The following is a 26,189-nucleotide window of genomic DNA, read 5'->3' on the forward strand; positions in this document are numbered from 1 at the left end:
AGTAAAAAGTGTGCGCGGCGCTGTCACCCTTTTTGTCGTTCGATAAGGTACACTTAGCGCAGTTTTTTTATTGTTCGGAGGGCCCAATGCCGTCATTTGATATCGTCTCTGAAGTGGATGCCGTAGAAGTTAAGAACGCGGTGGACAATGCCAATCGTGAGCTGGACACCCGCTTTGATTTTCGCGGCGTAGAAGCCAGTTTCAGTTTCTCGGCTAAAGATATGCTGGTGTCCATTAAGGCAGATTCGGAGTTTCGCATTCAGCAGATGGAAACGATGCTGCGCGGTGCTTTAGCCAAGCGCAATGTGGAAGCCAGCTCGATGGATCTGAGCAGCAAGGCGGAGTTTGTCGGCAAGACCGTGACGCAAAATGCCAAGTTTAAGCAGGGGATTGAGCAGCCGTTGGCCAAGAAGATCGTGAAAATGATCAAAGAGGAAAAGCTTAAGGTTCAGGCGTCCATTCAAGGTGAAAAGCTGCGGGTAACCGGTAAGAAGCGGGATGATCTGCAAGCCGCAATGGCGATGCTACGTGGTGCGGATCTGGAGCAGCCTGTCCAGTTTGAAAACTTCCGCGACTGAGCGGCATTAAAGCTGGGCCAGTACCAGCAGTGAATCCTCTGCGTCGACGTCGGCGTAGGGGAAGATCTCCACCGAATTAAATGCCTGTTCGAACAGCGCCTTGAGCTGGTCGGGTTGGTAGAACCGGATGGTCAGATCATCATGGATAAACCCGCCCTTGCCCTGCCAGAAGGTATGGGCGATCCGGCCGCCGGGGGACAACAGCGCCTTCTGTCTTGTCAGTGACTCTTTGAGCTGCTCTTCGTTGAGATGGTGCAGGACCTTGTTGGAAAAAAGCCAGTCATATTGCTCTGCGTGATCTAGGGTATGGGCATTGAGCTTCAGCCGAGGTACGGCAGGATATTGTCGAGCCAATCGCTGCAGAAACGCGTCGGAGAGATCGGAGGCGGTCACATCACAATGCTGCTGTAAGAATGTGAGATCATTGCCCGGGCCACTGCCTAACTCCAGCAAGCGAGGGGTGCCACCGAGTCTTGGCGCCAGCAGGGGGTACAACGCCGCGCCATCGTAATCCAGGCATTGGCGCAGATACTCTTCAACGCTTGCTTTGTCTTCGTAATAGGCCATCCGTGCCGCCTTCCCTAATGCTCATATGCAGTGATATTCCGACTATCCCGTTGTAGCCCTACTTTTCAACCTCGGGTCTTTCTACCTTAGGCTTGGTCTTGTCGGGCAGGAGCTTGTTACACGCAAATGTTTTGAGTTCGTTTGGAGCTGCACGAAATAGCCTTCAAGTCAGTGGTACAAGCATCTCATGTGCTGGAGAGGTGTCAATAGCATAGGTTGCTAGCGGGGGATCTAAGTGGCCAGAATGTTTGATGTTTGGGGGAAATGGCTTGAACGCCATGGACGAGCCGTGCTGTTGCAGGGTGCCTGCAGAGTCTTCGCCCCTTTAGAATAATGGGCAGTCTTCGACGCCAATGTCTCCGAGAAAGCAGCCCTCACTTAGGAGGGTGAGGGCTGGATAGGGTCAAATGCTTAGCGGATCATCTGGTTAATGTCGATGGTCTGCGCGCGGTAGCCTGACGCAAACAATCGGTGGCCATCGATCTGGATCTTAACGGCGGGTTCCTGCTCACCATAGCGGTGCTCGGTTAACAGCGACTTCACTTTGCCCGTAGTTTCGTCAAATTTAACGTTGCCATAGCCACCACCCATGCCAAACAGGTTGGCAGAGGCGAAGTAGCTGAGCATGGAGTCGCGGTCGGGCTGGTACTTGGTGATGGAGGTGACTGGTGAGTAGTACTCGTAGCCCAACTCCTTGCCGTATTCCCAAACCTGCTGAACGGTCATTTTCTTCTCGTCGACCTTGTACTCAACAGAGCGGGAGTATTTGTCGGTGGGGAAGGCGGGTTGCTCCAGGAAGCGGCCATCACCGTTATCAAATACGGTGTAGGTGTTCTTCTCATGTACCTTGTACGCGGTATGCGGAGTATAGACAAAATCGAAGTCGGTGTTTTCGCACTTGCCATTGTCGGTACACTTGAGCGGTTTGCCCTTGGCATCGACTGGGGTCAGTACTTTATCGGCCAGCTCGCCTTTCCAGCCTGCGCGGGGGGAGATGATCCACTTCACTTCCTTGTCGCGGCCGATCTTGATTGCAGCGGATTGGTGACGAGAGCTGACGATGATGCTGTCATCAACGGGATCGTAATCCACGGAGTTGACGTGGGCCCAGTTGCGCCCGGTCTCAACACCGTGAACATCGCCACGCTGTTGTTTTGCTAAGTATTCGGCATCGTGTTGTACGCCGGCCTTGTCGATGTCGATGTTCAGGCACACGGCACCGGAATCGAGCGACAGCAGGGCGGCATCGCGCATCGGGTCAAGGATCTCATTGAGATCCCAAAAGTCGACCAACTGGCCATTCATATCGACTTCCAGCAGGTGATCCCGAACGGTGTTAACTAGCGTTCCGTCCGCTAGCGGGTAGTTCTTGCGGGCGGCGCGAATAAAGACGTTGCCGTTCTTGCCTTGCAGCCCTTCGTGTGAGGCATCGATAAAGTCGCCAGGCAGGTTATGCTCGCCGATCATCTGGCCCATGATGTTCATGTGCTTCCAGCCCTGGCCCTGCACCCAGATCATATTGCCGTCGGTGGTAACGTTCATCCCCATGGCGTTACCGGCTTTGTCGTACTGTTTGGAGTCGTGAGTGGTGTAGGGGTTGAGATACCAACGGATATCACCGGCGGTATCGATGATGAAGTAGCCGGGAGTCGCATCCCAGGAAAAGGAACCGTGTCCATCCGGCGTGTTGTGGTTCATCAGGGCCTCGTTGCCGGTCGTTGGACCACTCCAACTGACAAAGTAGAGGCGATCTTTAAAGTCGTCGTCGACTTTTTCAACCGTCATCTGTGGATGGCTCGCCCACATATTCTGGCCAAAGCCCATGTCCATAGCTGGGGTCATGAGCTTGTAATCAAAGTTGCCTTTGTTGCCGTTTTTATCAGACCACTCGACCTCTACGGTATTCATGTAGTTTGGGTACAGACCGAACACAGGAATGCCGCCATGATTTTGCAAGGTCGCTTCGCTGACATCGTAGCTCAGAGGCACACCGCCCTCTTTGGCTTTAATGGAGACGGTGGCGGAGACCACTTGGCCTTGAACGGATTTCGGTCCCAAGGTAATGACGGCGGTCAGAGGCGTATTTTTGTAAGGGTTATATTTAATATGGCCAAGAGGGTTGCCGGGGATCTGTTTGCCGCTGTGCTTCATTCCTTTAATGGAAGCCGTGGCGACAACTGGAATGGTGCCAATTAAGGCAGCTGTGATCAGAGCAATGGTGGTTTTTTTCATGGTTTTAAACATCCTTATTGCGTCGTAAATACTGTGTTCTTCACGAGCAGAATAGGAAGATCAACGCTATCTCGGTGTGATCTTGGATCCACTCCAAAGTAGCGTAATTACCCTACTGTACATACGCGACTCGGGTCACGTGTTGCTGCGTCTAAAGTAAATAAACCTTCATGGGCGGTGGGCTGTATCAACGGCAGAGAAAATAAAGTTGCGAGCGGGAACCTGTCTCTGTCTTGCTGAGGCGGGTTCATTGCAATGAGCTGACTTTGCCGAGTTGGGTTCACTTTGTGTCGATTGGGGTTCCTGGTCGAACGGACATTGAAAGGCTGAAGTTACAAATATGGCCAACCTTGCTTTTGGTGGTGGCTTACTCTGCCTGATGGGTGATCGCTGCGATTTGTGCGCCGCTTGCGGGTTTGCTTTTGGGTTGATCGTTCAAAGATAAAAAAGAGGCGAGATCTCGCTTGCTTTGAGCGTGATTCTCATCGAGGGTTGAGGTAGGTCACATGCGTAGGTGTATCTATCTGTGTCGGGGTGACTCTTTGATCGAAAACTTCATATGAGGAGACGCCAAATGTTAAAACCGTTATGTACAACAATGTTAGCAACCCTGATTTTGTCCGGTTGTCAGTCGATGCCGAACACGGCTTCAGATCAGACTGCGGAGTACAAACGTGACTACAGGCTATCAAAGCAGGTAGTTGTGCAACGTTCGCAGCAGTGGGCAGCGCAGAATGGCTTTGAGTTTGAGCAGTCTGGCGCACAAATAGAGCTGAGGTTCGCTGAGCTGCAACAAGCCGAGGCGCTGGATTGTGGCTACTACGAGACACCAGGCTATTTGGGGAAATCCTCGATGCAAAAATTTGGAACGTTAAATCTCGATCTGAATATGCTCGAGCCGGGCGAAGTGCATGTCACCGCGAGCATGGATGGGGAATTCCAAGTCACAGCGCCAGAGAATTGGGATGTTGGTTTCTTCCAATATTTTGGTCGTTGCATGTCGAGTGGCCTGTATGAGCAAGATCTACTGGACTTTATCGAAGGGTAGACACGCGAGATGGCTCGCAGAGCAGATCGTCTCCCAACGATCTGCTCTGATGTGCGTTACGCGTATTTATGCCGCTTGGCATTAGGATCCGAACATTTGCTCAGGATCGATAAGTACTGCGCGGCAGTGAGGTGTGTTCGGTTTCGCTGACATACGTCAATTTCAACCATCACCTCTTTGGTCTTGTAATCGATCTCGTTGATGCGGCCAATGGACAGTGCGCCAGGCTCGCTTAGGAAGGTTGAGCCACCGAAGCCAAACATGGTGTCGCGATATTCGACGTTTGAGGTGGTTGGACTATACCAGTCGCAGCCTCGCTCTTTGCCGGACTCCCAAAGCTGTTCACGTCATGTTGTCTTCATCGACCTTGTACCCAACGAAGCGGGTGTATTTCATGTTGGGCATGGCGGGCTGTGTATACCAACGGCCATCGCCATTGTCCAGCGAAGTGATGGTGCCTTTCGGGCTTAACCTGGTGGTGTGCTGGGTGTAGGTAAAGTCGAAATCGCCTTCACACTTGCCCAACTCCCTACACTTGATCTGACGCCCTTTGTTGTCCTTGGGCGTCACAACCTTGTCTGCCAACTCGCCACGCCAAGCAGCTTGAGGAGCCAGGATCCACTTGACCTTTTTATCACGCGTGATCTTCGCGTTGCCCTGGTGACGCAAAGACAGAATGATGCTGTCATCGCTGGGATCGTGCGAGATGGAATTCAGGTGAGCTCAGTTTCGGCCCCAACGCCGGGGACGTCGCCATATTCTGCGTTGGTAGCAAAGCTGTCGATGGTTTGCCCCATGGGATCCATATCGACATTGATACAGACGGCCCCAATATCGAGTGCTTTGAGTTTGGCATCGCGGTAGGGATCTAAGATCTTATTGAGATCCCACACATCAACCCGATCCCCTTTGGCGGTGACTTCCAAAATGTGATCATGAACCGCGTGGATCACGTCGCCTTCGGGATTCTTGTCGTTACATTTCGCCGCGCATACCAAGGAGTTGCCGTTAGCCATGGGTTTCATTTCATGGGTACTAGGTAGCCGCGAGGCAGATCGATCTGATTGACTCGGCCCATCAAATTAAAGAACCCAAAGATCTGGTCCTGTATGAAGGTCAGGTGGCCGTCGTCAGTGGGGATGAACCCCATGAAGTAGCCCCGCTTCGACGTCATGGCTGTTCCCTTCGTGGGTGGCGTCTGCTCGAGCCACCAAGGGTATTCTCCTTGGGGATCGACAATGTCGGTGATGGGGGGACCATCAAACGCCACAGAGACGATGGCTTTTTGCCCCTCCCACAGCCCCGACCTGCTTTGGGCTGTACCCAGCTCATGTCAGAGCCGAGCGCATTGTTATCGAGACTGTTGACAAGATAAAGGCGGTCTTCAAACCCTTTGGTTACCTTGGTCACCTTAACTTCCTGCAGGTTTGATACGTTGCGGCTGTCGATGTATTTGTTGTTGAGCGGGCCGGTAACGATCTTATAGGTTTCGTACTTCTTCTTGCCGTCCAATAGGTCGCTCACTTCTACCTTATTGGCATGGGCTGCGTATAAGCCAAAGATGGGGGACCATGGTGTCGGTTGAGGACTTGTGGCCCGACAGGGTATTCGATATCAACGCCTTTGCGGCCATTACCAATCACTTTGACGCGAATGTCTGAGATGCGCTTGCTGCTGAGATCGATCAAAGCACTTGATGGGGCATTGCCATAGGGATTGACCTGAACATAGCCAAGCTCGCCAGGTGACGGAGCAAATGGGAAACCCGCGGCTTCGGCTTGGGATATGGCACTTAAACTCAAGCACAGACAGACTGCGCCGCCCAAAATACTTTTTTCATCACTACCTCATCCGTTGGTTTCTAATGATTGAAATAGGGCTCCTAAGTCAACGGGGATAGCCGTACTGCTTTACAACCTCAACGAAGGCTCAATCTTCGGTACGAACCGACAAAATTGACCAATGCAAATATTTCAAGGACGTATTTGCTTGGCGTTAAACTATATATTGGGATTGTGAACCAGCCCGTGAATGATGTTGCTGAAAATGCATTGCCAGGCTGATGTGATGGGCCTCAATATTAATGAATGTCGTACTAAATACCTTTCATCACCGGCGAAACGGATCATGCCGGCTCTCATGAAGCGCATAGAAAAATGAAAGGAGTGCATATGACAGTGAGTGTTTTTGACAAAATTTGTTTCTTTAACGCCATTAAGGGTGGCTGGGTCACAGCTTGTTTGTAATCCCTTTACCTGAATTATGGTGTGATCTTCATCACGGTTGCTCCGGCACCTTAAGGGTTAAATGTAAAGTGTAAACATTAAAATAGGGTAACGGGGTGTAACGCACCCCGATTTGCACATGTTGGGGTGTTGTATGTTTCGCTATGGATTGGCTTTACCTGCCGTGTTACTTGCGCTTTCGCCGGTAACAGTGACGGCGACCGAGGGCAGCGCTGCGCTGAAAACCCGGTTCCAGTATTACGATTATGGCTACTCGAAAAGTAGAGATTTTAGAGAGGCGCCATTAAACCTTGAATTTCAATACCGCTCAGGTCTGTATGATGACTGGCTAGGTCTCGATTTTCATGCCTATACCACCTCTATGGTAAAAGGGATAAGTAACAAGGATGATGACCGTGGTTATACCGGTGGTAGCATGCGGTCGGATGGTGAAACGACATCAAATATTGGTGTTTTCTATCTGAAAACCCAGTTTGATGTGGGCGACGGTAAATTACGTGTCGGAGCCGGTAAAAACCGGCGTTGGTATAACCTCTATAATGAGCAGGTTATTCGTATTACGAATAGTTCTACTCGCGGAGTTGACTTTGACTATAAAGTGGGTGATGCCAACTACTACGGCATGATAGTCGATAGGTTTCAGGAAAAATCATCCAATGATTACTTAGGTCACTTTTATGGTCTTGATGGCGAAGAACTCAAATTCTTAGGGTTGTTGGGTACAAAAGGGAAACTCGGGGGATTGAATTACGCCTTCGAATATACGAACTCCTATGAATTCTTGCAGCGCAGCTTCTACTCACTCGATCACGATGTATCGGCAATTGATACCAACATCAAACTCACGGGCGTTAATATATTTGGTGCTGGCAAACACTTTGACCTGGAAAATTACGATTCAGGCTATGTCGCTTTAACGAGTTTGACAAAGTTTGATACGGGAACGAAATTGAAATTCTCAGCCTACCAAGTCTATGGGGGCGATATGTATCAGTTCCATGCCCGACCAGGTTCGAGTTCTCGGGTGATGTTGCATCATACAGTCTTGGGCGGCGAGATCCCGATGTATGAAGATGAGAGAGCGTATTATGCATACATCAATCAAGACTTCAGCAATATCGCTTGGCCCGGCTTGTCAGCTTGGATACAAGGTATGTGGAGTGAGAATGCTGAAGGGTTCGATGATTATAAACGCCGTGAGGTTGTGAGCCAGATATCTCAAGATTTCGGTAAGTTGGTCCCTGCGCTTAAAGGGTTGCGATTAAACTACTTCCGTCAATATCTGTATGTTGATGGTGAAGATAATGGATATCGTGATGGAAAAGTCAGTAATCTTTTGTTCTTCGAAGACTTGAAGTACAACAGGATCACACTCGATTACACCATTCAGTTTTAAATAATTAATTGAGTCCGAGTCACGGTGACCTAACAAGGCAATCTAATTAAGGTTGCCTTTGTCTTAAATGTAGATGAAAGGCATCTAATTTTATCCTTGGATATTTGTAGGGATAATATTAGTGCCTTAGTGGCAGTATAGCGAAGACTAATTGTGGGTTGACGCAATTTAACTTTGCAGATTTTAAGTTTGACTTTAAAATAATAATGTTCTGGAGTTTTTGATGGTTAGGCGAGTTTTACCATGTTGCTTGTTTGTATTGCTTGGTGTCCCCCTTGAAGGAAATACCTCAGAGGGAGTGGCTGCTCTAAAAACTCGCGCGCAGTATTATGATTATAGCTATAGCAAATCGCGCAATTTTAGAGAGGCCCCCTATAATCTAGAGTTCCAATACCGCTCAAAGATGTACGATGACTGGTTGGGGCTGGATTTCCATGCTTACACCACAGGGCTCGCCAAAGGCTTGAGTAGCCAAGATGATGACAGAGGCTATGTGGGTAACAATGTGGGAGGTGATGGTGAAACCATCTCGAACATTGGCGTGTTCTATCTGAAAAGCCAGTTTGATCTGGGAAATGGTAAACTACGTCTTGGTGCTGGTAAAAACCGGCGATTCTATAAGCTCTATAATGAGGATCCGATTCGAATTGTAAACACGGCTGGCCGAGCGATTGACTTTGATTACCAAGTTGGTTCGACCCATTATTATGGAATGTTCATGGATAAGTTTCAGGCATTGGCTACTGGAGATTACCTGAATGATATGTATGGGCACGATGGTACCAAGATCTCGCTACTGGCATTGCTGGGCACTAAAGGTCAGTTTAAAGATCTGGATTACCAATTCGAATACTCGAACGCTTTAGACTTCTTACAGCGGAGTTACTTTTCGTTGGGTTATGATGTCCCAGCACTATCAAGCAACGTTCAGCTGACGGGGGTCAATGTCTTCGGTGCCGGGGATAAGTTTACCTTAGATAATGTGGACTCAGGCTATGTGGCCATCACCACTCAGACAGAGCTCAGTGCGACAACCAAGCTGAAGATGTCCGCCTATCAACTCTATGGTGGCGATATGTATCAATTTACCGGTCAGGTTGGCTCAACAGCTCGGGTGATGATGCACCATACGATCTTGGCGGGTGAAGTGCCCTTATTTGAAGATGAACGGGCCTACTACGTTAATCTGCATCAGGATTTCAGTCAGGTATTGTGGCCGGGTTTATCCGGTTACGTTCAAGGGATGTGGAGTGAAAATGCAAAAGGGTTTGATGATTACAAGCGCTGGGAAGTGGTGAGTCAGGTTTCACAAGATTTTGGTCAGTGGATGCCTGCCCTGAAGGGACTTAGGTTAACCTACTGGATCCATAATCATCGGGTTAATGGGCAAGATAACGGTTATCGAGATGGCAAGGTCAGCAACCTGTATCTCTTTGAAGACATGACATTTAATAAGTTTACCTTAGATTATACCCTGCGCTTTTAGTGTTGAACTCAATGGTTAGGGCGCATCTTGATGCGCCCTAACTAAAATATGGCATTGAGGGCTAGGGCAGCGCCCATTGTTAATCTGCAGTTATGAAAATTGTTTTGCCACTTCATTCTGTATGTCGAGTATTATTTGAGTGTATTGCTCTTGGGTTTTTATTTTGTTTTTTTTGAGATGGCAACTGTTGATGATTTCATCGACGATAAAGGTAAAGGAGTCTTGGTCTGAGAAGTGAAGGCCATTACGTTTAACTCTTCCGTTTGAGCTTAACAGGATAATCCCGCGCTGGAGTGCACTGAGTTTTTTGTGTTTCTGCAGGATGATGTCGTCACTGGTGACATCTGAGGAGCCGGACAAACATACTTTCCAAGTTGAAATAAAAAACTCTCGCAACTCTTGGAACTGCATGCTAAGCGCACGCTCTTGAAAGTCACTGATGTTTTCTAGAAATGATGTTTGATTGACAATGAAGTTCAACCAAATTAACTCTTCTGGAAAGTGGTGTGTTCGGACCAGGTCTGAGTAGTAAAGGCAGATAAGCTTATCAATGGGGTCAAGCTCTGTAGATCCATCTATGTACTTGATGGCCAACAATGAAGCCGATATGTTCTTGATGGATATCTCTGCAATAAGCTCTTCTTTAGATGGGAATTCATCATAAAGGGTTGCGTAAGAGCAGTGCGCCCGTTTTGCGACTTCTGTAAATTTGAATTTCGTCACGCCGAAGTCTGTTATCAAACTGCTTGCCTGGTTGAGCATGTTTGTTTTTCTTGGGTTAGCAATAACCTTTGCCATGTTATCAATCCCTGTTCGTGTCTATGGGGGAATGGTATCAGAACGGGTGTCTTTCAGACTACTTTACTCAGCAAATGGGACTGATAAGTGCCGTTCGACTTGCGTTTGTGTTGCGGTCTTGCTTTGCGAGGCGAGATAAATGAAGGTTTGTACCCGACGAGACCTAATGATGTCTCGTACGGGCGGATTTTGAGTGCAGTCAGATTTAGTTGAGGTGAGTTTTTTATTTGGCGTAGGCCTGGATGTGGCTATGCGCAGATCCCTCTGAACTATTTTTGCATTCGAGCTCATTTGGGATGGCGGCACCCGGGTTTGGGTGCCCGCCGTTCTTCGATTTGATTGTTGTGCGCGGGCTCACTTAATTAACCGTCAGCTGTAATGCCTGTTACTGAGGCCCTGTGGAGCTCTTGTTGTTGGTGCAGGGCTGTGGAGTGAGCTCCCCTTGGCGTTGCACCAGCACGATGAGCACCAATACCGGCAGGCCCATGGCACTGGCAGCGATAAAGAAGTGGGTGTAGCCCCAGCTATCGACCATCAGCCCAGAGAATCCGGCGACAAACTTGGGGAACAGCAACATCATGGAGGAGAGCAATGCGTACTGGGTGGCGGAGTAGGCCAGATTGGTCAGGCTTGATAGGTACGCGATGAAGGCGGAGGTGGCGATCCCTGCGGCGAAATTGTCGGCGGAGATCGCTATGGTCAACATCCACAGGTTGTAACCCATTTGGGCCTGAACGGCGAACAGCAGATTGGTGACGGCGACTAAGATGGCGCCGACGAACAGGATCCTCATGGTGCCGTAGCGAAAGACCAGGATCCCCCCGGCGGCGGCGCCCGCTAGGGTCATGATCACCCCGTAGATCTTGGAGATGGCGGCGATCTCCTCTTTCGAGAACCCCATGTCGACGTAAAAGACGTTGGCCATGACCCCCATTACGATGTCCGAGATCCGATAGCAGGCGATGAGGGCGAGGATCAGCAGGGCCTGTTTGCCATAGCGGCCGAAGAAGTCGGCAAAGGGGGCAATAACGGCACTGTAGCCCCAGGCCACAAATACGGCGAGGGGGCGGGGCAGGTGGGCAAAGCGCGCCAGTTGGTCGCGCTGCACCAGATCGGCACAGGCTCTGTCCACGTTTGGCTCGCGGGCCAGCAAGGTGGCGCTGAGCCCGATCAGCATGGTGATGGCCATCGCCAGATAGGCGGCGTGCCAGGCTTCGATCCGATATTGGCTGGGATCCGGATCGGCCCACGCGGCGATCGCCAGGGCGCCGGCGCCGGAGAAGATCATCGCCAGCCGATAGCCCATCTGGTAGGCAGCGGCCAATGCTGCTTGCATGTTTTCCGGCGCCGCTTCGATGCGAAACGCGTCCACGGCGATGTCCTGGGTGGCGGAGGCGAACGCCACCACCAGGGCAAGGAGCACCAAGGTTTGCAGATTGCTCAGCGGATCGCTGTAGGCCATGGCGGCCAGGCCGAGCATCAAGACCAGTTGTGACAGTAACAGCCAACTGCGGCGGCGGCCTAGGGTGCGGGTCAGGATAGGGATGGGCAAGCGATCCACCAGCGGGGCCCAGAGGAACTTGACGCTGTACGCTAAGGCGACCCAACTTAAAAAACCGATGGTGGCGCGTTCGATCCCGGCTTCACGCAGCCAGAATGATAATGTGCCAAACACCAGTGCCAACGGCAGGCCAGAGGAGAAGCCCAGTGCCAGTAGGGTCAGCACCCGCTTGTGGGCGTAAACTTTGAGGGCACCGAGGCGTTGACGAAAGGCTGGGGTGTTGGACATAAACAGGGGATCACCGTTTGGCTCTAGGGTATGGCTCCAGCTTAGAGGGCCTGTGGGGGGCAAACAAGCATCAGGACCGTCGGAGGGAGTAGGATGCGATCTGATCCTAATAGGTTAAGACGGAGTCACGCCGGAGAAACTTGAAACGACAGGGCGAGGCACGGTTGCCGCGCGCCGCCCTGTGGTGTTGGCTTGGGATCACTCCGGCCGCAGGCGGACGCTGATCAAGCGGAGCGGGGCGATAGGGACGGTTTCAGCGCCGACGGCGTCGTGCCAGTCGGTGGCGACCGCGCCCATCTGCTCGAGCACCGCTAGCCCTTCGGTGATCTCGCCGAACACGGCGTAGCCCCAGCGGCGACCGGGATCCAAGCTCTCGTTGTCGTTGAGGTTAAAGTAGAACTGATCGGTGGCGCTGTGGGGATCCCGACCGCGCGCCATGGCGATGGTGCCCACTTGGTTGCGCAAGCCGTTACCGGACTCGTTGATAATGGGCTCGCCAGACGGTAACGGCTCATAGCCATTGCCAAAGCCACCGCCTTGCACCACAAACCCCGGCACCACCCGATGAAACAGGCTGTCGTCGTAGTGGCCGTTAACCACATAGGTCAGAAAGTTATCGATGGTGCGGCGCGCCCGGCTGCGATCCAGCTCAACCACGATCTGACCGAGGCTGGTGTCCATCTCGACCACAGGAAACAGGTTATCCGGTTGGATCCGAGGGTCGGGCTCGGCCCAGGCGCAGGGCGTCAGTAGCAGGGCGATCAAAAACCACATCCGTGTCATGGTCAGGCTCCTTATTGAATAAACCGATGCAGCTCAGGATCATCCAAGATGGCATTGAGCAGTTGCTGTAATCGGTCATTGATCTCACGCTCGAGTCGGGCGGCATCGGCTTGTAGGAGTCCGCTGAACTCGCCCCGGGCTTGGTAGCGTTTGACCAGCTCACGCTGGCCCTGGGTGATGTTCAGACGGGCAACTAAAGTGCTGTTGGCGTTGTGCGCAAACAGGTCTTGCTGGACATCCATGCGCAGGGTTTCCAGGTTGAGCTCCATGCGGATCTCACCGTCGCTGCCGATGCGGTAGCCCATCTGTGTGAGGCCATCGGCCAAGCCTTGCTCAAACAGCTGGCGCGGGTTGGTGCTGGCACTGAGCAGGGTGGCGGCTTCGCCGTCGCGCTCGATGCGTGCCAGATAGGTTTCGCTGCGCAGATCCAGGCTGGAAAGGGCGATGCTGCGCGGTTGGGCAGCGGAAGCGGCCGAGTGGGGCTCTAATGGCGCGAGGATCAGGGATTGCGGTTGGTTGGCACATCCGGCCAACAGGGCCAAAGCGGCCAAGGTTATTTTTTTCATGCGGGACAGGGGATCATTGGTTGGGCCGTGGCGTAGCTGGCCACGGCCGGGAATTCCATTCGTCGTGATTGGCAGTTTTAGCGCTTTTGCGCTTCTAATACAACGAATTTAGCGTTGGAGGCCAAGGTTTGGCAGCCACCAAACAGGCGGGTCAGTTTGATGTGGTAGCCCAGGTGGCGGTTGCCGACGAGGAGCAGTTTACCGCCCATTTTTAGTACACGACGGGCGTCCCGGAACATCTGCCAGGCGATGTGATCGGTAACCGCTTGTTGCTGATGGAACGGGGGGTTGCAGATCACCAGATCGGCGCTGCCACCTTCGACATCGGACAGGCAGTCGTTCCACAGGGTTTCGATCCGATCGCCGAACTGGGCCGTATTGTCGCGACAGGCCATCAGTCCATGCCAGGATTCGTCCACCGCCAGAACATGGCAGTCAGGATCGGCCTTAAGGGCGGCGACGGAGAGCACGCCGTTGCCACAGCCAAGATCCACGATCTGGCCAGGCTGAGCCGGTAGGTGCTGCAGCAATAGGCGGGCACCGAGATCCAGCCGTTGGCTGCCATAGGTGTTGGGGTGGTTGCTCAGGGCCTGATCGATCTCGTCGCAATGCCATTCCAGCACCGGGGCGATGCCACTGTCGCGACCGGACAGTTGACCGTAGATCAGCCGCGCTTTTTTCACGGCGCGAGAGGGGTGCACCTCATCCAGCAGCGAGCGGGTTAACTCGGGTAAGCTGGAGGGCATGTCTTTTTGGCGCGCCGCCAGCACCACCGGCGTGCCGGACGGGAGGTGACGATTAAGCCAGTCCAGCTGCTGGGTCAGCAGGCGCAGGCTACGGGGCAGTTTGATCAGCACGCCTGCCGGGACTGGCGCATCGGCCAACTCCGCCACCTCACGATAGGTGTGCGGCACGCACGCCAGTTCATTCAGCTCCAGGTTTTGCGTCAAGCCTTGATGGCTGACGAAGGAGTCATTGAGCCAGTGTTGGGGGCGTTGTGGTTCGGTGCTGGCCATGGCGGCGGCAATGGCGCCAAACTGGTCATTGAAGATCCAGATCGGGCCGTCGGGCAGCTGATGGGCTGCGACCATCAGTTCATCGGCGGCGTCCCACGCTTGCAGGGTATCGTGCGGCGTGGGCGGAAAGCGCTCAAGGCGCAATGGGGTCTCGTTGACGATAAACTCGGTCATGTCGGTGCTTACACTGGCGAAAAGAGGAATTTTCTCAAAGATGGCACGACTTGAACAGGAGCAACAGCGGTTAACCGATCAAACTGGCCGATTGTTGGCACGTTATTGGCCCGAATGTGTGCCAGCGCCGCAGCAAGTCGCGATGGAGCGGGTGCTGGCGCGCTTGCCGTGGCGTCAGCCGGAGGTGACGGTCTTTGGCCGGCGCCACCCCATCCCGCGGCGCCAATGTTATTTGGCCTTACCCGGTTGTGAATACCGCTACAGTGGCACGCTGCTCACTCCCGAGCCGCTGCCGCGTGAGGTGGCGGACTTGATGCAGTGGCTGAATCGGCAAAGTCAGGCCGGATTCAATTCGGTGCTGGCCAACACCTATCGCGATGGCGGCGAGAGGATGGGCTGGCATCGAGACAATGAGCCGGAGCTGGGGCCGTCGCCGCCGCTGGCTATTGTCTCTTTTGGTGCGCGTCGGCGGCTGCGACTGCGCTGGACACCGAAGGACAGCCAGGCCATTGAGCTGGCGCCGGGTAGCGTGCTGTGGTTAGCGCCCGGCGTGTGGCACTGTCTGCCGGCGTCACGTCGAGCTCAGGCGCCGCGCACCAGTTTGACCTTTCGCCGGGTGATCCCGGGCTTTTATCGCTCGCGCTGACAGGGTATAACCGAGCCGGTAGGCAATGCCATCACTGTTAAGGAGATCAGATGCAGGCCATTATCGAGCAAAAGATCGGACAGGCGCTCAGCCCGACCCATATCGAAGTGATCAACGAAAGTCATATGCACCGCGGGCCGGCCAGTGACAGTCATTTTAAACTGATCGTGGTCAGTGCGCTGTTTGAGGGCGAGCGGCTGTTGGCGCGTCATCGTCGCGTGAATGCCATTTTGGCGCAGGAGCTGGCGGGCGAGCTGCATGCCTTGGCGCTGCACACCTATACCCCGCAGGAGTGGGCGGAGCAGGGCAGCGCGCCCCGTACGCCCAGCTGCGTCAGTTAACTCCCGTACGGGCGGCCCGAGTTCGTCGCCCAGCACGACTCCCTTCCTCCCATCCAGCCGATCGCATCGCCGTTTGTTCGGCATTTATGCACGAGCGAATTAGGATCTTGAGCGAAACTTTGTTATCAAAAGGTTACGAAGCTTTGCGGTGACAGGTTTGCATGAAACTCACGAAGAGCGTGATCGGCCCGATCGACCGACTCAGCGGCTGGCTGGGCAAGCTGTGTGCTGGCTTGATGCTATTGATGCTGCTGTTGGCGATCGCGGTGGTGGTGCTGCGCTATGGATTGGACCGGGGCTCCATCGCGTTGCAGGAGAGTGTGCTCTATCTGCACGGGTGCCTGTTTACCTTGGGCGCCGGCTTTACCCTGAGACAGCAGGGCCATGTCCGCGTCGATATCTTCTATCGGCGCTGGTCAGCGCGGCGCCAAGCCTGGGTTGATCTGCTCGGTACCGTGTTGCTGCTGTTGCCCTTTCTTGGCTTTGTCGCCTGGCAAAGCTGGCGTTATGTGTTCAATGCCTGGAGTCGGTTGGAGGGATCGGCCGAGGCCGGTGGCCTGGCGTTGGTGTATCTGCAAAAGTCGCTGATCCTGGCGTTGGTGCTGACACTGGGCCTACAAGCGCTGGCTGAGCTATGCCGTAACCTGCAGCGACTGCGGGAGGGAGCGCGATGATGGCCCTGCTGCTGTTTGTCTCTGTGTGTCTGGTGCTGCTCAGCGGATTCCCGGTGGCGTTTGCCTTGGCCGGCACCGCGTTGTGGTTTGCCGGGATCGGCCTGCTCACCGGTACGTTGGACGACGCCTACCTGAGTGCCTTACCCAACCGTTTGTATGGGATCCTCAACAACCAAACCCTGATGGCGGTGCCGCTGTTTGTGATGATGGGGGTGACGCTGGAGCGCTCGAAACTGGCGGAGCAGTTGCTGGACGCCATGGGGGCGCTGTTCGGGGGGATCCGGGCTGGGCTGGCTCTGTCTGTGATGGTGGTTGGCATGTTGCTGGCGGCCAGTACGGGGATCGTCGGGGCCACGGTGGTGACCATGGGGTTGATGTCGCTGCCGGCGATGATGAAGCGCGGCTATGATCCCGGCTATGCCGCCGGGGCGATCTGCGCCACCGGCACACTCGGCCAGATCATCCCCCCCTCCATCGCCCTGGTGCTGTTGGGCGATGTGCTCTCTTCCGCCTATCAACAGGCGCAGTTACAGATGGGGATCTTCTCCCCCCGCACGGTGTCGGTGGGGGATCTGTTTGCCGGTGCCTTGCTGCCAGGTCTGGTGCTGGTGGGCTTGTATATGCTCTACACCTTGCTGCTGGCTTGGCGCCGGCCCCACTATTTTGCGCCGGCGGAGGCGGTGCCGCTCGATCGGGCCTTATTGGCTCGATTGATGGTCGCCCTGGTGCCGCCGATCGCACTGATCTTACTGGTACTGGGCTCGATATTGATGGGCTTGGCGACGCCGACAGAAGCCGCCGGGGTGGGTGCATTCGGTGCCCTACTGCTGGCGCTGATCCGCCGGCAATTGTCTGCTAGAGCGCTGCTTGGCGCGCTGGAGGAGACGGTTAAGATCACCAGCATGGTGTTTATGATCCTGTTTGGCGCCGCCCTGTTCTCTTTGGTGTTTCGAGGCCTAGGCGGCGAGGCGCTGATCCACCAGTTGCTGACCGATCTGCCCGGTGGCGTGGTGGGGGCGACTCTGGTGGTGATGGCGGTGATCTTCCTGTTGGGCTTTATCCTGGATTTTATCGAGATCACCTTTGTGGTGGTGCCTTTGGTTGCCCCGACGCTGTTGATGCTGGGGCTGGATCCTATCTGGCTGGGGATCATGCTTGGCTTGAATCTGCAGACCTCCTTTTTGACCCCACCGTTTGGTTTTGCCCTGTTTTATTTGCGGGGCGTGGCGCCACCGAGCCTCAACAGTGCCACGCTGTACCGGGGGGTGATCCCGTTTATTGCCATTCAGCTATTGATGATGGGTTTGTTGGCGCTGTGGCCCGCTTTGGCCACCTGGTTGCCGCAGCAGATCTACGGCTCGTAGGCGCAACCAAGAGACAGAGGAGCGAGACATGATAAAACGGAAAGCGCGCGGATTGTGGGCCGGTGCGGTGTTGGCACTCACCATGATGGGCTGTCAGCCAGCCCCTCAGCCGGGTGGGGAAGAGCGTGGCGCGGAGGTGGCGGCGCCGATCGAATGGAAGTTGGTGACCTCTTGGCCCAAGAATTTTCCCGGCTTGGGAATGGCGCCTGAGCGCTTTGCCGAGATGGTGACTCAGATGTCGGCGGGCCGGCTGAGCATCACCGTATTCGGTGCTGGCGATCTGGTGCCGGCGTTCGAGGTGTTTGATGCGGTCAGTCAGGGCACGGCTGAGATGGGGCACAGCGCGGCGTATTACTGGAAGGGCAAGGCCCCGGCGGCGCAACTGTTTGCTTCCATTCCCTTTGGTATGAACGCGCAGCAGATGAACGGCTGGCTCAATTACGGCGGTGGCATGGCGTTATGGCGTGAGGTGTACGCGCCGTTTGGGATCGTGCCGCTTGCGGGCGGCAATACCGGCGTGCAGATGGGCGGTTGGTTTAATAAGGAGATCCATTCGCTGGAAGATCTGAAAGGATTGAAGATGCGCTTGCCGGGGTTGGGCGGTGAGGTGCTGGCCCGGTTGGGCGGTGTGCCGGTGACCTTACCGGGACGGGAGCTGTTTACGGCGCTGCAGACCGGCGCGATCGATGCCACCGAGTGGGTGGGGCCCTATAATGATCTGGCTTTTGGTCTGCATAAAGCGGCCAAGTATTACTACTATCCGGGCTGGCATGAGCCGGGAACCACCCTAGAGTTTTTGGTGAATGAAGCGGCGCTCGATGCGCTGCCCGATGATCTGCGTGCGATCGTGGAAACCGCGGCCCAAGCGGTGAATCAGGACATGCTCGATGAGTACACCAGTCGCAATATTGTCGCTCTGGATGCCTTGATCAACGAGCACGGTATCGAGCTGCGCGCCTGGCCGGATGCGGTGTTACAGCAGTTACAACAGACCACCGAGCAGGTGATGGCGGAAGAAGCGGCCAAGGATCCCGCCTTGGCTAAGGTGTGGGAGCACTATCGTCAGTTTCAGCAGGGGGTCGGGCGGTATCACAGCATCAGTGAGGACGCTTACAGTCGGCTGATGCAGCCGGAATAACGCAGGCGTTGATCTTGCTCGAGCCTAAGGTTAAGGTTTGGCCATTGGATGGCTAGACGTATAGAAGGGGATCTTTATGCCACTGTTAGACAGTTTTACCGTTGATCATACTCAGATGCAGGCACCGGCCGTGCGGGTGGCCAAGAGTATGGTGACTCCGAAAGGGGATACCATCACGGTGTTTGATCTGCGTTTCTGTCTGCCCAATGCGGAGATCCTAAGCGAGCGTGGGATCCACACCTTGGAGCACCTGTTTGCCGGGTTTATGCGGGATCACCTGAATCAGGGTGAGCAGGAGATCATCGATATCTCGCCCATGGGCTGTCGTACCGGCTTCTATATGAGCCTGATCGGCACACCCTCTGAGACCGACGTGGCGTCTGCCTGGCGTGCCAGCATGGAGGATGTGCTGGCGGTCAAAACCCAGTCGGCGATCCCGGAGTTGAATGAGTACCAGTGCGGCACCTATGAGATGCATTCGCTGGAGGAGGCGCAGGCGATCGCCTCAGGGATCCTTGCGCGCGGGATCGGCGTGAACAAGAACGACGAGTTGGCGCTCAGTGAGGCCCAGCTCAGCCGTCTATAGCCCGATTGTGGTTGAGCAGTCAAAGGCGCCGTTCGGCGCCTTTTTTGCGTTTTGGGGCGGCAGGAGGTCGATGCCCGCTCCTGCCATCGAGTGCCGGTGTAAAAATAATGTTTTGCGTTGGTTGCGGAACGGTGTGTGGTGTGATTTACTTCGCGAAATGGAAATGAGAATGGTTATTAGAGCCATTAGTAAGTAGCTAGGAGATCACCATGCGTCACACCGTTTTCCCTCTTGCTGCCGCAGCTATTGCGGTATTGGCCAGTTTCAATGCCTTGGCGGAGCAAGCCGATAGCGATCGCGGTCTGGAGATCATCACCATCTTTGGTGATGCGGATGCGATCAAAACCACGGCAGGCTCGGCCAGCTTTATCGGTCCGGAAACGCTGGAAAAGTTCGATTACACCGATGTGATGCGGGTGCTGACTCAGGTGCCGGGCGTGTACGTTTCCGAGGAAGAGGGTTATGGACTGCGTCCCAATATTGGCATGCGCGGCGCGCCGGCCAGCCGCAATGAGAAGATCACCGTGATGGAGGATGGGATCCTGGTGGCACCGGCACCTTATGCATCACCAGCGGCGTATTACTTCCCAACCATAGGTCGGATGGAGGCGGTGGAGGTGTTTAAGGGGACCTCGGCGGTGCGTTATGGGCCGCGGACCACGGGCGGTGTGCTGAATATGGTGTCGCGCCGGATCCCCAAAGAGAATGCCGCCAGCGTCAACTTGGCTTATGGCAGTGATGATTACCTTAAGGCACACGGCTGGGCCGGGGGCGGCAGTGAGCAGTTATCCGGTCTGGTGGAGTGGTTCCATTATCAGGCGGATGGTTTTAAGACCGTGAATGGCATCAATGATGAAGCGGGTTTTAAGAAAGACGACGTGATGCTTAAGCTCAAGAGCCAGAGCCTGCCCGGTGCGGCGATCTATCAGGAGACCGAATTTAAGTTCCATTACGCCAATGAAGACTCGGACGAGACCTATTTGGGCCTGACCGATGCGGATTACCGTGCCGATCCCTACCAGCGTTACAGCGCCAGCCAGAAAGACAATATGGACACCGAGCGTTATGGCTACCAGCTCAATCACTACGCCCGGTTGAGCGATAGCCTGGAATGGAACTCGGCGATCTACTACAACGAGTTTTCTCGCAATTGGTACAAGACCAGTGGCGGTTTGGTCGATGAGGCCGCCGCGTTTGATAAGGATCCTGCTGGCAGTACGCCGATGGAGGTTGCTGTCAAAGCCAATAACCGCGATTACACCGCCTGGGGGATCCAGACGCAAGCCCGTCAGCAGCTGGGCGACCATGCGCTGACGTTTGGGGTGCGCTATCACGAAGATGAGATGGATCGCTTCCAATGGGTGGACACGTACGAGCTGGGAGCCGATCAGCGTATGCGCTTGATCGAAGCGGGGATCCCCGGTACCGATTCCAACCGGATCGAGTCCGCCGATGCCTGGTCGGGCTTTATTGCTGCCGAGCTGGTATTTGGTGCGCTGCAGGTGGATGCGGGCGTGCGCTACGAGCATGTCGAGACCCTGCGTGAGGACTGGGGCAAGGAAGATCCCAGCCGTAGCGGCGATCCGGCGTTGCGGGAAAATACCACCGACGGGGTGATGCCGGCGCTGGGCTTTACCTATCTGCTGGGCGATGAGTGGGTGGTGCTGGCGGGCGTGCAAAAAGGCTTTGCGCCGCCATCGCCGGGCAATAACGAGGCTGAGGAAGAGGAGAGCTGGAACTACGAGGCCGGCGTCCGCTTTGATAATGGCTTGCTCAGTGCGGAGTTGATTGGCTTTATATCCGATTACGACAATCTGCACGGCAACTGCACCGCGGCGCAGGGCTGTGATGAGGATAAGATCGGTGATCAGGAGAACGCCGGCGAATTCGAGGTGCAAGGCCTGGAGCTCTCCGCCGATCTGCGGCCGGAGTTGGCGGGCTTGATCTGGCCGATGGGTGTGCGCTACACCCTGTCGCAGACGGAGTTTCAAAACGCGTATGTGTCCGAGATCTGGGGCGACGTCGAGGTGGGGGATGAGATGCCTTACGTGCCGGAGCACCAGCTGCAGCTGACCGCCGGGGTGGAAGGCGACCACTGGGATCTGAACCTGCTGGGACGCTATCAGTCCGATATTCGCACGCAAGCGGGTGTGGGCAGTATCCCGACTGGGGAGCTGATCCCGTCGCGCTGGGTCATGGATCTCTCCGCCCACTACCGCATTGATGACCGGCAGAAGATCTCCATCACGGTGGACAATGTGTTGGATGAGACCTACATCGCGACCCGGGTACACGGTGGCATTCAAACCGGCAAGCCACGCAGCGCGATCTTAGGCTATCAGTTCGACTTCTAAGCTGTTGCTCTGGCAGTAAAGGGCAGCGATTAGCTGCCCTTTTTCGATCCTTAATAAGGAAGAGGCTGATGACGGGGTAACTTCCGCTGCTGACACAGCAAGCTTTTTAAAAACAAGCCAAATATATGGATGCGGTTCAGATAAAGGCGCCGCTGACTGGAACAAACTCTCCACTATTGCTGCCAAATTGACCGGCTTGGGCGGAGTTTGCGTCTCAAACCTGTGATTGGACAAAGGTAATGCCATTTTTCATAGATGGATTTTGACCTTTGCGGTATGATGCGCTCGAGCCGCCGTGATGCAGGTCGCAAAACCCAGCAAAGTTTGCGCTCTTTTGCAAAGGTGGTGGAATTGAGAGTGGTATCAGTTGGGCCGCTGCTTTGGATGTAAGGCGGCGGCACAGATGGACTTCCCAGCAAAGCAGTGCATGTGAGTATGATTACAATAAAGCAAGGATTGGATCTGCCGTTAGCCGGTGGACCAGAGCAAGTCATCCAAGATGGCGCCGCTGTGTCTCGCGTTGCGATCTTAGGTGAAGAATATGTGGGCATGCGGCCGACCATGCAGGTGCGGCTCGGTGATCGGGTTAAAAAAGGTCAAACGATCTTTGAAGACAAAAAGAACCCGGGTGTGCGCTTTACGGCTACCGCCAGTGGCACCATCAGTGAGATCAACCGAGGGGCTCAGCGGGTTCTTCAGTCGGTGGTGATCGAGATCGACGGTGATGACGAAGTCACGTTTGCCCAAACTGCGCCGGAGCAGTTGGCGCAGTTAGACCCGGCCGCGATCCAAGATAATCTGGTCAGCAGCGGTTTGTGGACCGCGCTGCGGACCCGGCCATTTAGCAGGGTGCCCGCCTTAAACAGCCGTCCGGCAGGATTGTTTGTCACCGCGATCGACACCAACCCGTTGGCCGCGGATCCTCGGGTGGTGATCGCCGCCCAGGCCGATGCCTTCCGTCATGGTTTGATGGTGTTGTCGCAGCTTAGTGACGGCAAGCTGTACCTCTGCCAGGATGAGGGGGAGCCGTTACCTGGGGCCGAATTGGCACCGATCAGCGCGCATCAATTCAAGGGACCGCACCCCGCCGGTCTGACCGGCACCCATATCCATACCTTGATGCCAGCCAGCGCGAAGCGAACCGTTTGGAGCATCAATTATCAGGATGTGATCGCCATCGGGACCCTGTTCGTCGAGGGACGTCTGGATTGTCAGCGGGTGATCTCGCTGGCGGGCCCTATGGTGGTGCGTCCCCGCTTGATCAAGACCTGTCTCGGGGCCGATCTGTCCCAACTGACCGCGGGTGAATTGAGCGAGAAGCATGTCCGGGTGATCTCTGGCTCGGTGCTCAATGGCCGTGCCGCCAGTGACGTTCACAGCTTCCTCGGGCGCTACCATCTGCAGATCAGCGTACTGGCCGAAGGGGATGAAAAAGAGTTATTGGGCTGGGTTTTGCCCGGTGCCAATAAGTATTCCATCACCCGCACCTTCCTGTCTCATTTCAGCCCGAGCCGGCTGTTTAATATGACGACCACTACTGGCGGTTCGGATCGGGCCATGGTGCCGATCGGCAACTATGAGCGGGTGTTGCCGCTGGATATCTTGCCGACGCTGTTGCTGCGCGATCTGATCGCCCGGGATACGGATAACGCGCAGTTGTTGGGCGCGTTGGAGCTGGATGAGGAAGATCTGGCGCTGTGCACCTTCGTGTGTCCCGGCAAATACGATTATGGCCAAGAGCTGCGCGCTTGCCTTGAGATCATCGAGAGGGAAGGCTAATGAGTCTGAAACAGTTTTTTGAGCGCATTGAGCCTCAGTTTGAGAAGGGCGGGAAATACGAGAAGTGGTACGCCCTGTTTGAAGCGGCATACACCATCTTGTATACCCCGGGACACACCACGAAGGGGCGCACCCATGTGCGCGACAACATCGATCTGAAGCGGATGATGATCACCGTTTGGTTGTGCCTGTTTCCTGCACTGTTCTTTGGCATGTACAACGTGGGTTGGCAGGCACAAAGCGCGTTAGCGGGCGGGTTCGCCGTGCCGGATCTCTGGCAGGTGGGGCTGTTTGAGCTGCTCGGTGGCAGCCTGACCGCCGACACCGGGATCGGCGGCCTGATGTTGTATGGGGCCTGTTTCTTCCTGCCGATCTACGCCGTGACCTTTGCGGTGGGGGGATTTTGGGAGGTGCTGTTTGCCAGCGTGCGCAAGCATGAGATCAATGAAGGCTTCTTCGTTACCTCCATCCTGTTTGCCCTGATCCTGCCTGCGACCATCCCCTTGTGGCAAGTGGCCATCGGGATCAGCTTTGGCGTCGTGGTGGCAAAAGAGCTGTTTGGTGGCACCGGGCGTAATTTCCTCAACCCGGCATTGGCCGGGCGTGCCTTCCTGTTCTTTGCTTACCCTGCCGAGATCTCTGGCGATCTGGTCTGGGTCGCGGCGGACGGCTTCTCCGGTGCGACCTTGTTGAGTCAGGCGGCGGCGGGCACCCTGGAGTTTGCCGATTACGCTTGGTATGCCGCGTTCTCCGATCCGGCCTGGCAGGATGCCTTCCTGGGCTTTGTCGCCGGCTCGGTCGGTGAAACCAGCGTGCTGGCTTTGACCCTAGGGGGGTTGATCATTATCTATACCCGCATCGCTTCTTGGCGCATTGTCGCCGGCGTGATGGCGGGGATGATCGCGGCGGCGTCGCTGTTTAACCTGATCGGCTCCGACACCAATGCGATGTTCCATGTGCCGTGGACCTGGCATCTGGTGACCGGCGGCTTTGCCATCGGCATGTTCTTTATGGCGACCGATCCCGTGTCTGCCTCCTTTACCAATCAAGGCAAGTGGGCCTATGGCGCGTTGATCGGCGTGATGGTGGTGCTGATCCGGGTGGCCAACCCGGCCTTCCCGGAAGGGATGATGCTGGCGATCCTGTTTGCCAACTTGTGGGCGCCGATCTTCGATCACCTCACCGCGCAAGCCAACATCAAGCGGAGGATGGCACGTAATGTCTAAGTCTAACGATACGATGGGCAAGACCCTGGGTGTGGTCATTGGCCTGTGTCTGGTTTGCTCGCTGGTGGTGTCCGGTGCGGCGGTATCGCTAAAGCCACTGCAAAAGCTCAATAAAGAGCGGGATACTCAGCGCTATGTGTTGGAAGCGGCGGGCCTACTGGACCAAGCCAACGGCGATGTGCCGGCCACGTTCGAGCGTTATATCGATGCCCGTGTGGTCGAGTATGACACCGGGGATTTTCTCCCTCAGATCGATCCCCGCAGTTACGATCTGGCGATGGTGGCGCGGGATCCCGCCAGCTCGGCGAAACCCGTCAATGATGTCGCTTCGATCGGTCGTCGCGCCCATTACGGCGTGGTGTATTTGGTCAACAACGAGGCCGGTGAGCTGGATACGGTGATCTTACCGGTTCATGGCTATGGCCTGTGGTCGACCATGTACGCGTTTTTAGCGTTGGCGCCAGATATGAACACCATCAAGTCTTTGGTCTATTACGATCAGGGCGAAACCCCAGGTCTGGGGGCAGAAGTGGTCAATCCGCGCTGGAAGGCGCAATGGGCGGGCAAGAAGCTGTTTGATGAGACCGGTGAGCTGGCGATCTCTGTGGTCAAAGGCGGTGCGCCTGCCGGGGATATCCATGGTGTCGATGGCTTGTCTGGTGCGACCCTGACCAGCAATGGGGTGAACAACAGTCTGGAATACTGGCTGGGTGAAGAGGGCTTTGCCGCCTTCATCGATAAGATCCGCCAAGGAGAGCTCAATAATGGCTGAACAATCACTTAAGCAGGTCCTAACCGGACCCATCTTTGCCAATAACCCCATTGCTTTACAGGTGTTGGGGGTGTGCTCGGCTCTGGCTGTGACCACCACCATGCAGACGGCGGTGGTGATGACCCTAGCTTTGATGTTTGTCACGGCGTTTTCCAACCTGTTCATCTCTTTGATGCGCCATCACATTCCGAACAGCGTGCGCATTATTGTGCAGATGACGGTGATCGCCTCTTTGGTGATCCTGGTGGATCAGATCCTCAAGGCCTACGCCTACGACATCGCCAAGCAGCTGACCGTGTTTGTCGGGTTGATCATCACCAACTGCATCGTGATGGGGCGAGCTGAGGCGTACGCGATGAAGAGTGCGCCACTGCCAAGCTTTCTCGATGGGATCGGCAATGGCTTGGGTTACGGCTTTATCTTGCTGACGGTTGGCTTCTTCCGTGAGCTGCTGGGCAGCGGCACCCTGTTCGGCTTCGAGATCCTGCCGAAGATCTCCGAAGGGGGCTGGTATCAGCCCAATGGCATGATGCTGCTGGCACCCAGTGCCTTCTTCCTGATCGGCTTTATTATCTGGGCGCTGCGCACCTGGAAGCCGGATCAAGTTGAGCCGAAGGAGTAAGGAAACCA

Annotated in this window: 27 protein-coding genes and 1 pseudogene; 15 read left to right on the plus strand and 13 right to left on the minus strand. The window is 55.1% G+C overall.

What is annotated here, in order from left to right:
- The first annotated feature begins 86 nt into the window (after positions 1 to 86).
- On the plus strand, positions 87 to 578 hold the full coding sequence (locus ABEA08_RS04780; RefSeq protein ID WP_345333825.1) for a YajQ family cyclic di-GMP-binding protein: 492 nt from the start codon (positions 87 to 89) through the stop codon (positions 576 to 578).
- Between the two features lie 6 nt (positions 579 to 584).
- Here the strand turns inward: ABEA08_RS04780 and ABEA08_RS04785 are convergent, their stop codons facing one another.
- Both ABEA08_RS04785 and ABEA08_RS04790 read right to left on the minus strand, forming a co-directional pair.
- Complete coding sequence (locus ABEA08_RS04785) at positions 585 to 1,145, minus strand: class I SAM-dependent methyltransferase (RefSeq protein ID WP_345333827.1); 561 nt, start codon at positions 1,143 to 1,145, stop codon at positions 585 to 587.
- A 411-nt stretch (positions 1,146 to 1,556) separates the two neighbouring features.
- On the minus strand, positions 1,557 to 3,377 hold the full coding sequence (locus ABEA08_RS04790) for an aryl-sulfate sulfotransferase (RefSeq protein WP_345333829.1): 1,821 nt from the start codon (positions 3,375 to 3,377) through the stop codon (positions 1,557 to 1,559).
- 574 nt (positions 3,378 to 3,951) lie between these two features.
- Between ABEA08_RS04790 and ABEA08_RS04795 the strand changes: the two genes are divergently transcribed.
- Positions 3,952 to 4,425 carry a hypothetical protein gene (locus ABEA08_RS04795; RefSeq protein WP_345333831.1) on the plus strand — a complete coding sequence of 158 codons (474 nt, stop codon included), beginning with the start codon at positions 3,952 to 3,954 and terminating at the stop codon, positions 4,423 to 4,425.
- 56 nt (positions 4,426 to 4,481) lie between these two features.
- On the opposite strand, the pseudogene ABEA08_RS04800 reads toward ABEA08_RS04795, so the two are convergent.
- The 6 genes and pseudogenes from ABEA08_RS04800 to ABEA08_RS04825 all read right to left on the minus strand — a co-directional run.
- A pseudogene (locus ABEA08_RS04800) lies at positions 4,482 to 4,709 on the minus strand (hypothetical protein); the annotation flags it as partial.
- Between the two features lie 58 nt (positions 4,710 to 4,767).
- Positions 4,768 to 5,094, minus strand: a complete 327-nt coding sequence (locus ABEA08_RS04805) for an aryl-sulfate sulfotransferase (RefSeq protein WP_345333833.1) — start codon at positions 5,092 to 5,094, stop codon at positions 4,768 to 4,770.
- Positions 5,095 to 5,138: 44 nt separating this feature from the next.
- Positions 5,139 to 5,441 (minus strand): aryl-sulfate sulfotransferase, encoded by a 303-nt coding sequence (locus ABEA08_RS04810; RefSeq protein WP_345333835.1) that lies wholly within the window; start codon positions 5,439 to 5,441, stop codon positions 5,139 to 5,141.
- Positions 5,442 to 5,446: 5 nt separating this feature from the next.
- Complete coding sequence (locus ABEA08_RS04815) at positions 5,447 to 5,695, minus strand: aryl-sulfate sulfotransferase (RefSeq protein ID WP_345333837.1); 249 nt, start codon at positions 5,693 to 5,695, stop codon at positions 5,447 to 5,449.
- On the minus strand, positions 5,596 to 5,937 hold the full coding sequence (locus ABEA08_RS04820) for a hypothetical protein (RefSeq protein WP_345334007.1): 342 nt from the start codon (positions 5,935 to 5,937) through the stop codon (positions 5,596 to 5,598). Before ABEA08_RS04820 ends, ABEA08_RS04815 begins: the two co-directional genes overlap by 100 nt.
- 14 nt (positions 5,938 to 5,951) lie before the next feature.
- Positions 5,952 to 6,251 (minus strand): aryl-sulfate sulfotransferase N-terminal domain-containing protein, encoded by a 300-nt coding sequence (locus ABEA08_RS04825; protein ID WP_345333839.1) that lies wholly within the window; start codon positions 6,249 to 6,251, stop codon positions 5,952 to 5,954.
- A gap of 553 nt (positions 6,252 to 6,804) precedes the next feature.
- Between ABEA08_RS04825 and ABEA08_RS04830 the strand changes: the two genes are divergently transcribed.
- Both ABEA08_RS04830 and ABEA08_RS04835 read left to right on the plus strand, forming a co-directional pair.
- Positions 6,805 to 8,067 carry a hypothetical protein gene (locus ABEA08_RS04830; protein ID WP_345333841.1) on the plus strand — a complete coding sequence of 421 codons (1,263 nt, stop codon included), beginning with the start codon at positions 6,805 to 6,807 and terminating at the stop codon, positions 8,065 to 8,067.
- 223 nt (positions 8,068 to 8,290) lie between these two features.
- Positions 8,291 to 9,553 (plus strand): hypothetical protein, encoded by a 1,263-nt coding sequence (locus ABEA08_RS04835; protein WP_345333843.1) that lies wholly within the window; start codon positions 8,291 to 8,293, stop codon positions 9,551 to 9,553.
- 90 nt (positions 9,554 to 9,643) lie between these two features.
- On the opposite strand, the gene ABEA08_RS04840 is transcribed toward ABEA08_RS04835, so the two are convergent.
- The 5 genes from ABEA08_RS04840 to ABEA08_RS04860 form a co-directional block, all read right to left on the minus strand.
- Positions 9,644 to 10,351: a TetR/AcrR family transcriptional regulator gene (locus ABEA08_RS04840; protein ID WP_345333845.1), complete on the minus strand. Its 708-nt coding sequence runs from the start codon at positions 10,349 to 10,351 to the stop codon at positions 9,644 to 9,646.
- Between the two features lie 385 nt (positions 10,352 to 10,736).
- A complete protein-coding gene (locus tag ABEA08_RS04845; protein WP_345333847.1) occupies positions 10,737 to 12,140 on the minus strand; it encodes an AmpG family muropeptide MFS transporter in 1,404 nt (467 codons plus the stop codon).
- A 198-nt stretch (positions 12,141 to 12,338) separates the two neighbouring features.
- Positions 12,339 to 12,914 (minus strand): peptidylprolyl isomerase, encoded by a 576-nt coding sequence (locus ABEA08_RS04850; RefSeq protein ID WP_345334004.1) that lies wholly within the window; start codon positions 12,912 to 12,914, stop codon positions 12,339 to 12,341.
- A 20-nt stretch (positions 12,915 to 12,934) separates the two neighbouring features.
- On the minus strand, positions 12,935 to 13,489 hold the full coding sequence (locus ABEA08_RS04855) for a YajG family lipoprotein (protein ID WP_345333849.1): 555 nt from the start codon (positions 13,487 to 13,489) through the stop codon (positions 12,935 to 12,937).
- A 77-nt stretch (positions 13,490 to 13,566) separates the two neighbouring features.
- On the minus strand, positions 13,567 to 14,679 hold the full coding sequence (locus ABEA08_RS04860) for a methyltransferase (RefSeq protein ID WP_345333851.1): 1,113 nt from the start codon (positions 14,677 to 14,679) through the stop codon (positions 13,567 to 13,569).
- Positions 14,680 to 14,719: 40 nt separating this feature from the next.
- Between ABEA08_RS04860 and ABEA08_RS04865 the strand changes: the two genes are divergently transcribed.
- The 11 genes from ABEA08_RS04865 (at position 14,720) to ABEA08_RS04915 (ending at position 26,181) form a co-directional block, all read left to right on the plus strand.
- Positions 14,720 to 15,325 carry an alpha-ketoglutarate-dependent dioxygenase AlkB family protein gene (locus tag ABEA08_RS04865; RefSeq protein WP_345333853.1) on the plus strand — a complete coding sequence of 202 codons (606 nt, stop codon included), beginning with the start codon at positions 14,720 to 14,722 and terminating at the stop codon, positions 15,323 to 15,325.
- 50 nt (positions 15,326 to 15,375) lie between these two features.
- Complete coding sequence (locus tag ABEA08_RS04870) at positions 15,376 to 15,666, plus strand: BolA family protein (RefSeq protein WP_345333855.1); 291 nt, start codon at positions 15,376 to 15,378, stop codon at positions 15,664 to 15,666.
- Between the two features lie 161 nt (positions 15,667 to 15,827).
- A complete protein-coding gene (locus tag ABEA08_RS04875; RefSeq protein WP_345333857.1) occupies positions 15,828 to 16,340 on the plus strand; it encodes a TRAP transporter small permease subunit in 513 nt (170 codons plus the stop codon).
- Positions 16,340 to 17,704, plus strand: a complete 1,365-nt coding sequence (locus tag ABEA08_RS04880) for a TRAP transporter large permease (RefSeq protein WP_345333858.1) — start codon at positions 16,340 to 16,342, stop codon at positions 17,702 to 17,704. Before ABEA08_RS04875 ends, ABEA08_RS04880 begins: the two co-directional genes overlap by 1 nt.
- Before the next feature lie 28 nt (positions 17,705 to 17,732).
- On the plus strand, positions 17,733 to 18,842 hold the full coding sequence (locus ABEA08_RS04885) for a TRAP transporter substrate-binding protein (RefSeq protein ID WP_345333860.1): 1,110 nt from the start codon (positions 17,733 to 17,735) through the stop codon (positions 18,840 to 18,842).
- Between the two features lie 76 nt (positions 18,843 to 18,918).
- Positions 18,919 to 19,428 (plus strand): S-ribosylhomocysteine lyase, encoded by a 510-nt coding sequence (luxS, locus tag ABEA08_RS04890; RefSeq protein WP_345333862.1) that lies wholly within the window; start codon positions 18,919 to 18,921, stop codon positions 19,426 to 19,428.
- Positions 19,429 to 19,637: 209 nt separating this feature from the next.
- Complete coding sequence (locus ABEA08_RS04895) at positions 19,638 to 21,782, plus strand: TonB-dependent receptor family protein (RefSeq protein ID WP_345333864.1); 2,145 nt, start codon at positions 19,638 to 19,640, stop codon at positions 21,780 to 21,782.
- Positions 21,783 to 22,217: 435 nt separating this feature from the next.
- Positions 22,218 to 23,561 (plus strand): Na(+)-translocating NADH-quinone reductase subunit A, encoded by a 1,344-nt coding sequence (locus ABEA08_RS04900; protein ID WP_345334006.1) that lies wholly within the window; start codon positions 22,218 to 22,220, stop codon positions 23,559 to 23,561.
- On the plus strand, positions 23,561 to 24,787 hold the full coding sequence (locus ABEA08_RS04905; RefSeq protein ID WP_345333866.1) for an NADH:ubiquinone reductase (Na(+)-transporting) subunit B: 1,227 nt from the start codon (positions 23,561 to 23,563) through the stop codon (positions 24,785 to 24,787). The genes ABEA08_RS04900 and ABEA08_RS04905 overlap by 1 nt, the downstream gene beginning before the upstream one ends.
- On the plus strand, positions 24,780 to 25,559 hold the full coding sequence (locus tag ABEA08_RS04910; protein ID WP_345333868.1) for a Na(+)-translocating NADH-quinone reductase subunit C: 780 nt from the start codon (positions 24,780 to 24,782) through the stop codon (positions 25,557 to 25,559). The genes ABEA08_RS04905 and ABEA08_RS04910 overlap by 8 nt, the downstream gene beginning before the upstream one ends.
- Positions 25,552 to 26,181, plus strand: a complete 630-nt coding sequence (locus ABEA08_RS04915; protein ID WP_345333870.1) for an NADH:ubiquinone reductase (Na(+)-transporting) subunit D — start codon at positions 25,552 to 25,554, stop codon at positions 26,179 to 26,181. Before ABEA08_RS04910 ends, ABEA08_RS04915 begins: the two co-directional genes overlap by 8 nt.
- The last annotated feature ends 8 nt before the right edge of the window (positions 26,182 to 26,189 follow it).

The organism is Ferrimonas pelagia, from assembly GCF_039543565.1.
GTDB classification, from domain to species: Bacteria; Pseudomonadota; Gammaproteobacteria; order Enterobacterales; family Shewanellaceae; genus Ferrimonas; species Ferrimonas pelagia.

Bases quoted from the DNA above. Each gene is read 5' to 3' on its own strand.
- ABEA08_RS04780 (WP_345333825.1), top strand. From the start codon at position 87: ATGCCGTCATTTGATATCGTCTCTGAAGTGGATGCCGTAGAAGTTAAG.
- ABEA08_RS04785 (WP_345333827.1), bottom strand. From the start codon at position 1,145: ATGGCCTATTACGAAGACAAAGCAAGCGTTGAAGAGTATCTGCGCCAA.
- ABEA08_RS04790 (WP_345333829.1), bottom strand. From the start codon at position 3,377: ATGAAAAAAACCACCATTGCTCTGATCACAGCTGCCTTAATTGGCACC.
- ABEA08_RS04795 (WP_345333831.1), top strand. From the start codon at position 3,952: ATGTTAAAACCGTTATGTACAACAATGTTAGCAACCCTGATTTTGTCC.
- ABEA08_RS04810 (WP_345333835.1), bottom strand. From the start codon at position 5,441: ATGGCTAACGGCAACTCCTTGGTATGCGCGGCGAAATGTAACGACAAG.
- ABEA08_RS04830 (WP_345333841.1), top strand. From the start codon at position 6,805: ATGTTTCGCTATGGATTGGCTTTACCTGCCGTGTTACTTGCGCTTTCG.
- ABEA08_RS04835 (WP_345333843.1), top strand. From the start codon at position 8,291: ATGGTTAGGCGAGTTTTACCATGTTGCTTGTTTGTATTGCTTGGTGTC.
- ABEA08_RS04840 (WP_345333845.1), bottom strand. From the start codon at position 10,351: ATGGCAAAGGTTATTGCTAACCCAAGAAAAACAAACATGCTCAACCAG.
- ABEA08_RS04845 (WP_345333847.1), bottom strand. From the start codon at position 12,140: ATGTCCAACACCCCAGCCTTTCGTCAACGCCTCGGTGCCCTCAAAGTT.
- ABEA08_RS04850 (WP_345334004.1), bottom strand. From the start codon at position 12,914: ATGTGGTTTTTGATCGCCCTGCTACTGACGCCCTGCGCCTGGGCCGAG.
- ABEA08_RS04855 (WP_345333849.1), bottom strand. From the start codon at position 13,489: ATGAAAAAAATAACCTTGGCCGCTTTGGCCCTGTTGGCCGGATGTGCC.
- ABEA08_RS04860 (WP_345333851.1), bottom strand. From the start codon at position 14,679: ATGACCGAGTTTATCGTCAACGAGACCCCATTGCGCCTTGAGCGCTTT.
- ABEA08_RS04865 (WP_345333853.1), top strand. From the start codon at position 14,720: ATGGCACGACTTGAACAGGAGCAACAGCGGTTAACCGATCAAACTGGC.
- ABEA08_RS04870 (WP_345333855.1), top strand. From the start codon at position 15,376: ATGCAGGCCATTATCGAGCAAAAGATCGGACAGGCGCTCAGCCCGACC.
- ABEA08_RS04875 (WP_345333857.1), top strand. From the start codon at position 15,828: ATGAAACTCACGAAGAGCGTGATCGGCCCGATCGACCGACTCAGCGGC.
- ABEA08_RS04880 (WP_345333858.1), top strand. From the start codon at position 16,340: ATGGCCCTGCTGCTGTTTGTCTCTGTGTGTCTGGTGCTGCTCAGCGGA.
- ABEA08_RS04885 (WP_345333860.1), top strand. From the start codon at position 17,733: ATGATAAAACGGAAAGCGCGCGGATTGTGGGCCGGTGCGGTGTTGGCA.
- luxS (WP_345333862.1), top strand. From the start codon at position 18,919: ATGCCACTGTTAGACAGTTTTACCGTTGATCATACTCAGATGCAGGCA.
- ABEA08_RS04895 (WP_345333864.1), top strand. From the start codon at position 19,638: ATGCGTCACACCGTTTTCCCTCTTGCTGCCGCAGCTATTGCGGTATTG.
- ABEA08_RS04900 (WP_345334006.1), top strand. From the start codon at position 22,218: ATGATTACAATAAAGCAAGGATTGGATCTGCCGTTAGCCGGTGGACCA.
- ABEA08_RS04905 (WP_345333866.1), top strand. From the start codon at position 23,561: ATGAGTCTGAAACAGTTTTTTGAGCGCATTGAGCCTCAGTTTGAGAAG.
- ABEA08_RS04910 (WP_345333868.1), top strand. From the start codon at position 24,780: ATGTCTAAGTCTAACGATACGATGGGCAAGACCCTGGGTGTGGTCATT.
- ABEA08_RS04915 (WP_345333870.1), top strand. From the start codon at position 25,552: ATGGCTGAACAATCACTTAAGCAGGTCCTAACCGGACCCATCTTTGCC.